Here is an 11,281-nt window from a genome sequence, read left to right on the forward strand (position 1 = left end):
GCGTCGCGAACTTGTCGGTGGGCGGGTTCATACTGAGTGCATCGCACCCCACCGGCTCCAACGACGTAGCCGGCAGAACAACGGAGTTCGCGCCGGGCGCGAGGGTTTTCAGCCGACGACGAACGCGTCGCGCAGCGGCTGCGACGGGTCGATCGTGACCCCGTTGAAGCGCGCGTGCGCCTGTGCCAGCGCCGAGATGCTCTCGGCCAGATACTCGATGAACCGCTCCACCGGCATCGCCGAGACCTCGCGCTGGTTGGCGCCGAGCCACCAGTCGGTGGCCGAGGCCACCGCGCCGAAGATCGAATAGTTCACCAGCTCGATGCCGGCGACGTCGACCGATTCCGTCGGCAGTAGCCCGGCGAAGTACTCGGCGGCGCGCCGTGCGGATTGCCTGGCGGCCACCAGCGCCCGCTCGGTTTCCTTCGCCTGCTGACTGAAATGGCTGTGCAGCATGAACCGGAAGACGTTCGGATGCGCCGAGACCACGGCCACGTATTCGGTGGCGGCGCGGCGCACCAGGTCGGCGACGGCATCGTCGGTGAGGTTCACCCCGGAGAGAATGCGCTCCCACAGCATGTCGCGCACGCGGTCGACGATGGCGTTGTAGAGATCGGTCTTGTCCTCGAAATGCCGATACAGCTTCGGCTTGGCGGCGCCGGCTTCCTTGGCGATATCACCCATGCTCACCTCGGGGCCGAAGCGGTCGAGCGCACGGAATGCGGCGTCGACGAATTCGGCCCTGACCCGTACCCGGTGTTCGCGCCACCGCTCGGTTCGCGCGTCGACCCGGCGACCCTCGTCTGCCTTCCGGTAACCGCGCGTCACGGCCAGCAGCTTATTGGCGCGGTCGAGTGCGAGCGGCCGCGGGGCCACGGTTTGCCAAGACAGCAAGCGTTCTTGCCAGTTTCCATGGAAGTGGCGCACCATGTGCCCATCCGCACCACCATCGACCAGGAGCCCCGATGCCCGAAGAACTGACCGCCACCGGCACCGAACCGCAGCCCGCCACCCACGCGCACGGGGCAGGCCGACCAGGCACCGACGGCGACCCCGCGACGTTCTGGGAGAACTTCTACCGCGAGCGCGAGCAGATCTGGACCGGCAACGCCAACAAGACCCTGGTCCGTGAGGTCACCGGGCTCACCCCCGGCACCGCGCTCGACCTCGGCTGCGGCGAGGGCGGCGACGCGATCTGGCTCGCCACCGAGGGCTGGCAGGTGACTGCGGTCGATATCTCGGCCACCGCGATGGAACGCGGTGCCAGGCACGCCGCCGACGCGGGTGTTCGGATCAGCTGGGAGCGCCACGACCTGGACGAAAGCTTCCCCGAAGGCACCTTCGACCTGGTCTCCGCGCAATTCCTGCACTCGCCGGTGGAACGGCCCGACGAGCGGCAGGCCATCCTGCGCAAGGCCGCCGCCGCGGTGGCACCCGGCGGCGCGCTGGTGATCGGCAGCCATGCGCACTGGCCGACCTGGGTCACCACCCCGCCGCACGATGTCAGCTTCCCGACCATCGAGCAGATGCTCGACGAGCTCGACCTCGGACCCGAATGGCGGGTGGAGACAGCCGAACTGGTCACCAGCCCGTCGACGAGCCCGGACGGCGTCGAGGGCGAGCGGGCCGACAGCGTGCTGCGTCTGCGCCGCGGGTAACGATCCCCAGCAACCTCCCAGCCCGGTCCCAGCTCGGTGGCAGCGGCGCCGCCGAGGGTGGGTGCCATGACCCAGAGCGAGGCACAGACCACGCCATGCACCGCGCCACCGGTGCTCGACGTGGTGATTCCCGTCTACAACGAAGAAACCGATCTAGGGCTCTGTGTGCGCAGGCTGCACGCCTATCTGCGCGCCGGATTCCCGTTCACCGCCAGGATCACGATCGCCGACAACGCCAGCACCGACGCCACCCTCGCGGTGGCGCGGCTGCTCGCGGCCGAACTCGACGACGTCGAGGTATTGCACCTGGACGCCAAGGGGCGGGGCAGGGCGCTGCGCGCGGCGTGGACCGATTCGGACGCGGCGGTGGTGGCCTATATGGACGTCGACCTGTCGACCGATCTGAACGCGCTGCTGCCGCTGGTCGCGCCGCTGGTGTCGGGCCACTCCGATCTCGCGATCGGCACCCGGCTCGACGCGGCCGCCAGGGTGGTGCGCGGTCCCAAGCGCGAGATCATCTCCCGCTGCTACAACCTGCTGTTGAAAACCACACTGCGCGCACATTTCTCGGACGCGCAGTGCGGCTTCAAGGCGGTTCGCACCGAGGTGGCGCGTGAGCTGCTGCCGCTGGTGCGCGACGGGGAGTGGTTCTTCGACACCGAACTGCTCGTCCTGGCCGAGCGGGCGGGGCTGCGAATTCACGAGGTGCCCGTCGACTGGATCGACGATCCGGACAGCCGCGTCGACCTCGTCGACACCGCGCGCAAGGACCTGCGCGGAATCTGGCGGCTGACCAAGGCATTGACCACCGGCGCGCTGCCCATGGCGGAACTGCGGGCCGCGGTCGGACGGGAACCGCTGGTAGCCGGGGTACCGCTCGGCATGGTCGGCCAGCTGGTGCGGTTCGCGATCGTCGGCGTGCTGTCCACGCTGGCCTATGCCGTGCTGTACCTGCTGCTGCAACCACTGCTCGGCGGGCAGGGCGCGAATCTGGTTGCGCTGCTGGTGACCGCGGTGGGCAATACCGCGGCCAACCGCGCCTTCACCTTCGGCGTGCGCGGGCCGGGCGGCGCGCTGACCCATCAGTTGAATGGCTTGGCCATCTTCGCCTTCGGCCTGGCGATCACCAGTGGCTCGCTGTTCGCGCTGCACCGCTGGGCGCCCGATGCGCCGGTCGCGGTAGAACTCGGGGTCTTGGTCACCGCCAATCTCGTCGCGACACTTGCGCGCTTCGTCGGCTTGCGCTGGGTGTTCCGCGACGCGACCGGTGCGCGGCCCACTGGGTCCACACGCGCCCCTGCGGGAACCGCGCGCCGGTCGAGCCCCACCGCGATCACCGAGCCGATCACCCACGTCCCCTGGATCGGCGACCCGGCTGCCACCGGCTCGATCGCGATCTCGGCCAGCCCGGAGGTGCCGCGATGAGCACTGCCCGCACCCCTTCGGCACAGGAACGCACCGCCCACCGGCTGTCGGGCCCCTCCGCGAACACCGAACCCATCACCCCGCGAGTCTGTGCCCCGTCTCCCGCTGCCCCGGCGAACCCGGAGGTGCCGAGATGACCACCGTGAGCACCCGACCCGCGACCCCTGCCGCGGCGGCTGTCGCAGCACCCCGTCCTCGCTGGGAGCTGCCGGCACTGGCGTTGCTGCTGCTCGGCACCCTCGTCGCCTATCTGGTCAACCTGAGCGCCAACGGCTGGGCCAACGACTTCTATGCCGCTGCGGTGCAGGCGGGTTCGCAGTCGTGGAAGGCGTTCTTCTTCGGGTCCTCCGATGCCGCGAACTCGATCACCGTGGACAAACCGCCGGCCTCGCTGTGGGTGATGGGGCTGTCGGTGCGGCTGTTCGGGCTCAGCAGCTGGAGCATGCTGGTGCCGCAGGTGCTGCTCGGAGTCGGCACGGTCGCCACCCTGTGGGCGACTGTGCGGCGCGTCTACGGGCCGGTCGCCGGGCTCATCGCGGGCACGGTGCTCGCGGTGACACCGGTCGCGGTGCTGATGTTCCGGTTCAACAACCCCGATGCCCTGCTCGTGCTGCTGATGACCGCGGCCGCCTGGGCCATGACCAGGGCCGTCGCCGACGGCAGGTGGCGCTGGCTGCTGCTCACCGGCGCGTTCATCGGCTTCGGCTTCCTCGCCAAGCAGCTGCAGGTGCTGCTCGTCGTCCCCGCGCTGGCGCTGACCTATCTGATCGCCGGGCCGCCGAAGCTCGGCAAGCGCGTCGCGCAGCTGTGCGCCGCCGGCGCGGCCATGGTGGTCGCGGCGGGCTGGTGGCTGCTGGCGGTGGAGCTGTGGCCTGCCGACAGCCGTCCGTGGATCGGTGGGTCGCAGCACAATTCGATCATCGAACTGACCCTCGGCTACAACGGTCTCGGCAGGCTGAACGGCAACGAGACCGGCAGCGTCGGACCCGGCGGTGAACTGCCGCCCGGCGGCAACGGGATGTGGGGCAGCACCGGGATCACCCGGCTGTTCGACCCCGCGCAGGGCGGACAGATCGCCTGGCTGATCCCGGCGGCCCTGATAGCGCTGATCGCCGGACTCGTCCTGCGCGGCCGGGCCCCGCGTACCGACGGCCGTCGGGCCGCACTGATCCTGTGGGGCGGTTGGCTGCTCGTCACCGGGCTGGTGTTCAGCTACATGGCCGGGATCTTCCACGAGTACTACACGGTGGCCCTCGCCCCCGCCGTCGCCGCGCTGGTGGGGATCGGCGCCGCCGCGGCATGGGGCGCGCGGGACCGGGCATCGGTGCGGCTCAGCTGCGCCCTCGCCCTCGGTCTCACCATCGCGACCGCGTGGATCTTGTTGTCGCGCAGCGCTTCCTTCCAACCATGGTTGCGATGGGCGATCCTGGTCACCGGCGTCCTGGTGACGATCGCGGTCACCTTTCCGCTGACCGGCAGACGCTCGGCGCTCGCCGTCCTGGCCGCCGTGTTGGTCGGCCTCGCGGGCCCCCTCGCCTACTCCATCGACACCATCGCCGCCGCGAACTCCGGTGCCATCCCGACGGCCGGGCCTGTGACCAGCGGGATGGGCGGCCCAGGAAAGCGGCCGGACGGTGCGGGCCCGATGGGCACGATGCCCGGCGCCGCTCAGGACGGCGCCGGCGTACGCGACGGTTCGACCACGCCCGGCGCTCCGGGGCCGAGCGACGGTCCTGGCACTCCGGCCCAGGGCGGCACCGCCGGGCCGGGCAGTGGCCTCGGGCCGGACGGGATATCGCTGCCCGGCGCGAGCCCGCGCGGTATGCCAGGCGGCACCGCGGGCGGTAATCGCGGCACCTCGGGCGGGGATGGCAGCACTGCGGGCGGGGATGGCGGCTCGGCGAGCGGCGGCACCTCGTCAGGAAATGGCGGTGCGGCGAGCGGCACCACCGCGTCGGGCGACGACAGCGCGCCGTCCGGGTCGTCCGGCGGTGCAGGCGGACGGCCGATGGGTGGCGCGGGTGGTCTGCTCGGCGGATCACGCCCGAGCGACCAGGTCGTCGCGCTGCTCGCGCAGGACGGCAGCGACTTCACCTGGGTCGCCGCCACGGTCGGCTCGAACAACGCGGCCGGTTACCAGCTCGCCACCGAACTGCCGGTCATGCCGATCGGCGGCTTCAACGGCAGCGATCCGTCGCCCACGCTCGCGCAGTTCAAGCAGTACGTGGCCGAGGGCAATATCCACTACTTCGTCGCGGGTGGCCGTGGCGGGCCTGGCGGGAGGAGCGAGTCCACCGCGTCGGCGATTACCGCCTGGGTCGAGGCGAGCTACACCCCTGTCACCATCGACGGCGTCACCCTCTACGACCTCACGCAACCGAAGTCGTAGTTTCGGTCCGAGCGGACCCGGTCCGGCCCGGTGGATCACCCGATCCACCGGGCCGGATGTGCTGACCCTGCCCTATCGATCCCACCGCCTCGCACGAACCGGTGCGACGCCGGACTCAGGATTGTTCGAGCGTTCCGCGCGGTGCGACCCAGCGGTGGTTGAGATCGACGATCGAGGCCACGGATTCGAAGTCGGCGTCGTAGTGGATCAGCACCAGGCGATGTTCGATCGCCAGCACCGACGCGAGCAGATCGTGGATGCCGACCGCGCGATGGCGCCCCGACCGGGCGAGCTCACGCTGGATCGCGAAGGCACTGTGCCAGTGTTCGTCGTTGATTGGCAGGTATTCGAACAGCAGACGACGATCCGCCCTGATCTGCTCGTAGTCGACGGGGCTGCGTGCGCTGTAGAGCATTTCCGCGTCGATGGCAGCGCAAGTCGCCACACTGCCCGCATCGATCAAAGGGGCGAGGTGCCCAGCGACTTTTGTATGCCGCATTCGCGCGAGGGCGCTGGTATCAGCGAGGTACCGCGCGGCTATCGCCATACGTCACCGCGCCGATTCTTGTCGGCCATCTCTTCCGCGCCACCACTGGTCAACCACTCGATGTGCCGAACCCGCGCCGCCGCGATTGCCGCGGCACTCGTCGCCGAACTCAGCGCGGCACGGACCGTATCGGAAACCCCCGAGGTCCCCAAAGCCGCCTTGGCCGACTCGAGTAGCTCGTCGTCGATCTCGATCAGCCGTTTCGTCATCTCGCAATCCCTCACCACGAACCCCCCTGGTGGATATACGTCCCGCCGCTGAACTATATACCCGGAACGTCGCAGCTCACAAGGGGTTGTGTGGTGTGCGCAGGGCTTGATGGAGGGTCGTCGCCCACTGGTCGACGATGCGTTTGCGGCGGGCCGAGTCGTCGGTGAGGACGTCGGCGAGGCCGAGTCCACGGGCCAGGTCGAGGGTGGCTTGGACGAGGTGGTGGGCGACCGGATCGGAGTCGTTCACGCCGAGCGCCTGCACCGCGCGCCGGTGCGCGATACGGCCGAAGCGGGCCTCGAGCGGGACGATCCGCTCCCGGAGGGCGGGATCGGCGGCGGCGTGCGTCCACACCTGCAGGGCCGCCTTGAACAGCGGGGAGGTGTAGGACTCGACCAGCCCGGCGACGACGGCGCGGGTACGGCCGACGCCCTCGGCGACCTCGGCCACGGTCGCCGCCTCGGCCGCCGACTGTTCCATCCTGGTGTCGAACATGTACTCCAGCGCGCCGGTGATCAGGTCTTCCCTGGTGGGGAAATGATGCTGGGCGGCACCGCGCGACACCCCGGCCCGTTCGGCTACCACCGAGACCGTCGCGGCCGCCCAGCCCATCTCGGCCAGGCAGTCGATGGTGGCCTCGAGCAGCCGCTGCCGGGTGACCCGGCTGCGGTCCTGCTTGGGTTCGTGGGGTGTCGCCATCGGACTATTGTGCCCAGGTGGGCGGACGCTTCTGGAAGAAGGCGGTCATCCCCTCGATCACCTCGGGGGTGCCGAAGAACCCCGCCGAGCGTTGCGCGAGTTCCTCGGCCTCGGCGTCGAACCGGGCGAGCAGGGCCGTGTTGACCAGCCGCTTGGACTCGGCCAGCCCCTGTGGCGACCCCTTGCGCAGCTCGCCACACAGGCGTTTCACCTCGGCGGCCACATCGGCGGCCGCCACCGTGATCAGCCCGATCTCCTGCGCGGTCACCGCGTTGAACTTCTCACCGGTGAGGAAGTACCGGCTCGCCGCCCGCTGCTCCAGCCGCGGCACCAGGGTGAGCGAGATCATGAACGGCGCCATCCCGATGCGCACCTCGGTGAGCGCGAAACTGCTCGCCGGTCCGGCGACGACGAGATCGCAGGCGCCGATGATGCCCATGCCACCGGCCCTGACATTGCCGTCAACGGACGCGATCACCGGCTTCGGCGAGGCGAGGATGCCGCGCAACACGTCGATCATCACGCGAGTGCGCTGATCGGCCGCGGTCGCCGGATCGGCGGTGCTCGCCTCCTTCAGGTCGGCACCCGCGCAGAACGTGTCACCGGTGTGCGTGAGCACGATGCCGCGCACCGCGGGATCGGCCGCGGCCGCGGCCAGCCCGGCCAGCAACTCACGGACGAGCTTGGACGAGAGCGCATTGCGGTTGTGCGGGGAATCGAAGGTCAGCGTCGCGAACCCGTCGACGACCTCGTACCGGACATAAGGGGCAGCTTCGGATTCACTCATCGACACCCACCTCGACTTTCACTGGATCGGACTCAACACTGACCATCTCCGCACACCACCACACCCGCGCCCAAAGGGGCATCGCCTCGAGCCCCAGTTGCTCCACAACCCACCTATGAGCCGCGACTCGCGCACATCAGCACTCCCAACCCCGCACCTCGCGACCCCGAGGAGCGGCGGCCACGCAGTGGCCGGTCGCGGCCGGGTCGCCGGTCAGCGCTCGAAGCGCATGCGCCGCAGGCGCGAGTCTCGAGCGCTGACCGGCGGCCCCTAGGGGCCGCGACTCGAGCGCGCCAGCGCTCCAACTAATACGACCGCGGCAGGCCCAGGGAATGCTGCGAGACGAAGTTGAGGATCATCTCGCGGCTCACCGGCGCGATACGCATGATGCGCGCCGCCTGCAGCATGGCCGACAGACCGACTTCCTTGGTGAGCCCCGACCCGCCGTGCGTCTGGATCGCCTGGTCCAGCGCCTTGATGCTGGCCTCCGCGGCCGCGTACTTGGCCATGTTCGCGGCCTCGGCGGCACCGAACTCGTCGCCCGAGTCGTAGAGGGTCGCGGCCTTCTGCATCATCAGCTTGGCCAGTTCCAGCTCGATCTTGACCTGCGCCAGCGGATGCGAGATGCCCTGGTGCGCACCGATCGGCGTCTTCCAGACGGTGCGCTCCTTGGCGTATTCGACGGCGCGGTCGATGGCGTAGCGGCCGAGGCCGATGGCCATGGCCGAGCCCATGATGCGCTCGGGGTTCAGGCCCGCGAACAGCTGGGCCAGGGCGGCGTCCTCGGTGCCGACGAGGGCGTCGGCGGGCAGGCGCACGTCGTCGAAGAACAGCGTGTACTGGTGATCCGGCTCGATGACATCCATCTCCTGGACGTTCTTCACCAGGCCGGGCGCGTCCACCGGCACGATGAACAGGGCGGGCTTGAGCTTGCCGGTCTTGTGGTCCTCGGTGCGCGCGACCACCAGGATCGCCTCGGCCTGGTCCACGCCGGAGATGAAGATCTTGCGGCCGTTGAGGATCCAGTCGGCACCGTCGCGCCGGGCGGTGGTGGTGATCTGGTGCGAGTTGGAGCCCGCGTCGGGCTCGGTGATCGCGAAAACCATCTTCGACGAGCCGTCGGCGAGCTTGGGCAGCCAGGTCTGCTTCTGCGCGTCGGTGCCGTACTTGGTGATGATGGTGCCGCAGATGGCCGGGGAGACCACCATCAGCAGCAAGCCCGCGCCCTGCGCCGAGAGTTCCTCCTGCACCAGGGCGAGTTCGTACATGCCCGCGCCACCGCCGCCGAACTCCTCCGGCAGGTTCACGCCGAGGAAGCCGAGCTTGCCCGCCTCGTCCCACAGTTCGCTCAGCGGCTCGTTCTTGCGCGAGAGCGGCAGCACGTAGTCGCGGTAGTTGTACTTGGCCGCCAGCGACGCGACCGCCGCGCGCAGCGCCTTCTGCTCTTCGGTTTCCTGGAAGCTCATGCTGTCTGCTCCTGCTCTTGTTCCTCGACGACGGCGAGGACGGTTCCCACCTCGACCTGCTGGCCGACGGTCACATTGAGTGCGCTGAGCACGCCGGTGGCAGGCGCGACGATGGTGTGCTCCATCTTCATGGCTTCCAGCCACAGGATCGGCCGACCCCGCTCGACCTGGTCGCCGACGGCTGCGCCGAGCCGGATCACGCTGCCTGGCATCGGTGCGAGCAGCGATCCGGCCGCGACCTGCTCGGACGGGTCGGTGAACCGCGGCAGCCTGCGCACCGACACCGGGCCGAGCGCGGAGTCGACCGCGACGAGCTCGCCGTAGCGGGCGATCTCGAACTGACGGCGCACCGGACCGCGCTCGCCGGGCACCGCGAGCACCACGCGCTCCGGGCTCACCGAGATCAGCTCCAGTCCGTCATGACCGTCGACGGTGACCGCGCCGGACCGGTCGAACCGGTAGCGCACCTCGTGCGTGCCGCTGATCCGGCTCTCGTAGGACTTGCGTTGCGGCTGGGAGCCGAGATTGCGCCAGCCGTTGGGGGCGAGGCGCGCGTACCGGTTGGCGCGATGCGCCAAGGCCGAATCGGCGAGTGCGGCGGCCACGATCGACAGCGCTTCGTCGGCCTCCGACACCAGCGGCGCCGACAGCGCGGCGAGGTCGTGGGTGGCGAAGAAGGCGGTGTCGGTGTCGCCGGCCAGGAACGCGGGGTGCCGCAGCACCCGGACCAGCAGGTCGCGATTGGTGACCAGGCCGTGCAGTTTCGCCCGCTGGAGCGCGGTGGCCAGCAGATGCGCCGCCTCCGCCCGGGTTTCGGCGTAGGAGATGACCTTGGCCAGCATCGGGTCGTAGTGCACGCCGACCACCGAGCCGTCGACGACACCGGTGTCGAGCCGGACGCCGGTCTGCTCCAGCACCGTGAATTCACCGGCGGTGAAGGGGATCTCGATCTTGTGCACCGGCCCGCTCTGCGGCTGCCAGTCGTGGGCCGGGTCCTCGGCGTAGAGCCTGACCTCGATCGAATGCCCGCGCTGTGTGGGCTGGGTCGCGGGCAGCGGAAGCCCGGAGGCCACCTGCAATTGCAGGCGCACCAGGTCGAGGCCGGTGGTCTGCTCGGTGACCGGATGTTCCACCTGCAGCCGGGTGTTCATCTCCAGGAAGAAGAATTCGCCCTTCTCGTCGGCGAGGAATTCGACCGTGCCCGCGCCCTCGTACCCGATGGCCTCGGCGGCCAGCCGCGCCGCCTCGAACAGCCGTTCGCGCATGCTCGGCCCATCGGCGCTGTTCGCGGGGCCTGCGTGGGCACGATCCGCTCGAGCTCGCAGCGCGTCGATCTTCTCGACGAGCGGCGACGGCGCCTCTTCGACGACCTTCTGATGGCGCCGCTGGATCGAGCACTCGCGCTCGCCCACCGCCCAGGTCGTGCCGAAGGTGTCCGACATGACCTGCACTTCGATGTGGCGCCCGGTCTCGAGATAGCGCTCGCAGAACACCGTCGGATCACCGAAGGCCGACTCGGCCTCGCGCTGCGCCGCGGCGATCTGATCCGTCAGCTCCGCCAGCGCGCGCACCACGCGCATACCACGACCACCGCCACCGGCCGAGGCCTTGATCAGCACCGGCAGATGCGCCTCGGTGACCTCGGCGGGATCGAGTTCGGCGAGCACCGGAACACCGGCGGCGTCCATCATCTTCTTGGACTCGACCTTGGAACCCATCTGCTCGATCGCCGCGACCGGCGGACCGATCCACACCAGTCCGGCATCGAGCACCGCCCTGGCGAATTCGGCGTTCTCGGAGAGGAATCCGTAGCCGGGATGGATGGCGTCGGCACCGGCGGACAGCGCCGCCTCGATGATCAGCTCACCGCGCAGGTAGGTCTCGGCCGGGGTGTTGCCGGGCAGCCGGACGGCCGCGTCGGCCTCGTACACATGCGGCGACTCGGCGTCGGCGTCGGAGTACACGGCGGTGGTACCGATCCCCATCCGCCTGCAGGTGGCGAACACGCGGCGCGCGATCTCACCCCGGTTGGCGACGAGCACGTTCGTGATCGGCCCGCCGCCCCGCGCGGAATCGCTTCGCGATGCTGTAGTCATGTCG

The 11,281-nt window shown here is 69.8% G+C and carries 10 protein-coding genes; 3 read left to right on the forward strand and 7 right to left on the reverse strand.

All coding sequences use genetic code 11. The annotated features are described in order from the left end of the window. Positions 1–108: 108 nt before the first annotated feature. Entirely contained in the window at positions 109–828 is a 720-nt protein-coding gene (locus ACFOW8_RS14680; protein WP_378551153.1) for a TetR/AcrR family transcriptional regulator, read from the reverse strand. Between the two features lie 137 nt (positions 829–965). Between ACFOW8_RS14680 and ACFOW8_RS14685 the strand changes: the two genes are divergently transcribed. The 3 genes from ACFOW8_RS14685 (at position 966) to ACFOW8_RS14695 (ending at position 5,472) form a co-directional block, all read left to right on the forward strand. Beyond that, positions 966–1,658: a class I SAM-dependent methyltransferase gene (locus ACFOW8_RS14685; protein WP_378551154.1), complete on the forward strand. Its 693-nt coding sequence runs from the start codon at positions 966–968 to the stop codon at positions 1,656–1,658. A 66-nt stretch (positions 1,659–1,724) separates the two neighbouring features. After that, a complete protein-coding gene (locus tag ACFOW8_RS14690) occupies positions 1,725–3,083 on the forward strand; it encodes a glycosyltransferase (protein ID WP_378551155.1) in 1,359 nt (452 codons plus the stop codon). Between the two features lie 133 nt (positions 3,084–3,216). Continuing rightward, entirely contained in the window at positions 3,217–5,472 is a 2,256-nt protein-coding gene (locus tag ACFOW8_RS14695; protein WP_378551156.1) for a glycosyltransferase family 39 protein, read from the forward strand. 115 nt (positions 5,473–5,587) lie between these two features. Here ACFOW8_RS14695 and ACFOW8_RS14700 read toward each other — a convergent pair whose 3' ends face one another. From ACFOW8_RS14700 to ACFOW8_RS14725, 6 genes are all read right to left on the reverse strand, one after another. Further along, entirely contained in the window at positions 5,588–6,019 is a 432-nt protein-coding gene (locus ACFOW8_RS14700; protein WP_378551157.1) for a PIN domain-containing protein, read from the reverse strand. After that, positions 6,010–6,228, reverse strand: a complete 219-nt coding sequence (locus ACFOW8_RS14705) for a DUF2191 domain-containing protein (protein ID WP_378551158.1) — start codon at positions 6,226–6,228, stop codon at positions 6,010–6,012. Before ACFOW8_RS14705 ends, ACFOW8_RS14700 begins: the two co-directional genes overlap by 10 nt. A gap of 76 nt (positions 6,229–6,304) precedes the next feature. Then, on the reverse strand, positions 6,305–6,928 hold the full coding sequence (locus tag ACFOW8_RS14710; protein WP_378551159.1) for a TetR/AcrR family transcriptional regulator: 624 nt from the start codon (positions 6,926–6,928) through the stop codon (positions 6,305–6,307). Positions 6,929–6,932: 4 nt separating this feature from the next. Beyond that, positions 6,933–7,715: an enoyl-CoA hydratase family protein gene (locus tag ACFOW8_RS14715; protein WP_378551160.1), complete on the reverse strand. Its 783-nt coding sequence runs from the start codon at positions 7,713–7,715 to the stop codon at positions 6,933–6,935. Positions 7,716–8,020: 305 nt separating this feature from the next. Next, entirely contained in the window at positions 8,021–9,181 is a 1,161-nt protein-coding gene (locus tag ACFOW8_RS14720) for an acyl-CoA dehydrogenase family protein (RefSeq protein WP_378551161.1), read from the reverse strand. Continuing rightward, the gene (locus tag ACFOW8_RS14725; RefSeq protein ID WP_378551162.1) at positions 9,178–11,277 is read right to left on the reverse strand and encodes an ATP-binding protein; all 2,100 of its coding nucleotides are present in this window, start codon (positions 11,275–11,277) and stop codon (positions 9,178–9,180) included. Before ACFOW8_RS14725 ends, ACFOW8_RS14720 begins: the two co-directional genes overlap by 4 nt. Between the last annotated feature and the right edge of the window lie 4 nt (positions 11,278–11,281).

This window comes from Nocardia rhizosphaerae (assembly GCF_042650365.1).
Taxonomy (GTDB): domain Bacteria; phylum Actinomycetota; class Actinomycetes; order Mycobacteriales; family Mycobacteriaceae; genus Nocardia; species Nocardia rhizosphaerae.

What these genes read in the sequence shown, in the direction of transcription:
- ACFOW8_RS14705 (WP_378551158.1), bottom strand. Translation starts at nt 6,228, where the DNA reads ATGACGAAACGGCTGATCGAGATCGACGACGAGCTACTCGAGTCGGCC.
- ACFOW8_RS14710 (WP_378551159.1), bottom strand. Translation starts at nt 6,928, where the DNA reads ATGGCGACACCCCACGAACCCAAGCAGGACCGCAGCCGGGTCACCCGG.
- ACFOW8_RS14695 (WP_378551156.1), top strand. Translation starts at nt 3,217, where the DNA reads ATGACCACCGTGAGCACCCGACCCGCGACCCCTGCCGCGGCGGCTGTC.
- ACFOW8_RS14725 (WP_378551162.1), bottom strand. Translation starts at nt 11,277, where the DNA reads ATGACTACAGCATCGCGAAGCGATTCCGCGCGGGGCGGCGGGCCGATC.
- ACFOW8_RS14720 (WP_378551161.1), bottom strand. Translation starts at nt 9,181, where the DNA reads ATGAGCTTCCAGGAAACCGAAGAGCAGAAGGCGCTGCGCGCGGCGGTC.
- ACFOW8_RS14700 (WP_378551157.1), bottom strand. Translation starts at nt 6,019, where the DNA reads ATGGCGATAGCCGCGCGGTACCTCGCTGATACCAGCGCCCTCGCGCGA.
- ACFOW8_RS14690 (WP_378551155.1), top strand. Translation starts at nt 1,725, where the DNA reads ATGACCCAGAGCGAGGCACAGACCACGCCATGCACCGCGCCACCGGTG.
- ACFOW8_RS14715 (WP_378551160.1), bottom strand. Translation starts at nt 7,715, where the DNA reads ATGAGTGAATCCGAAGCTGCCCCTTATGTCCGGTACGAGGTCGTCGAC.
- ACFOW8_RS14685 (WP_378551154.1), top strand. Translation starts at nt 966, where the DNA reads ATGCCCGAAGAACTGACCGCCACCGGCACCGAACCGCAGCCCGCCACC.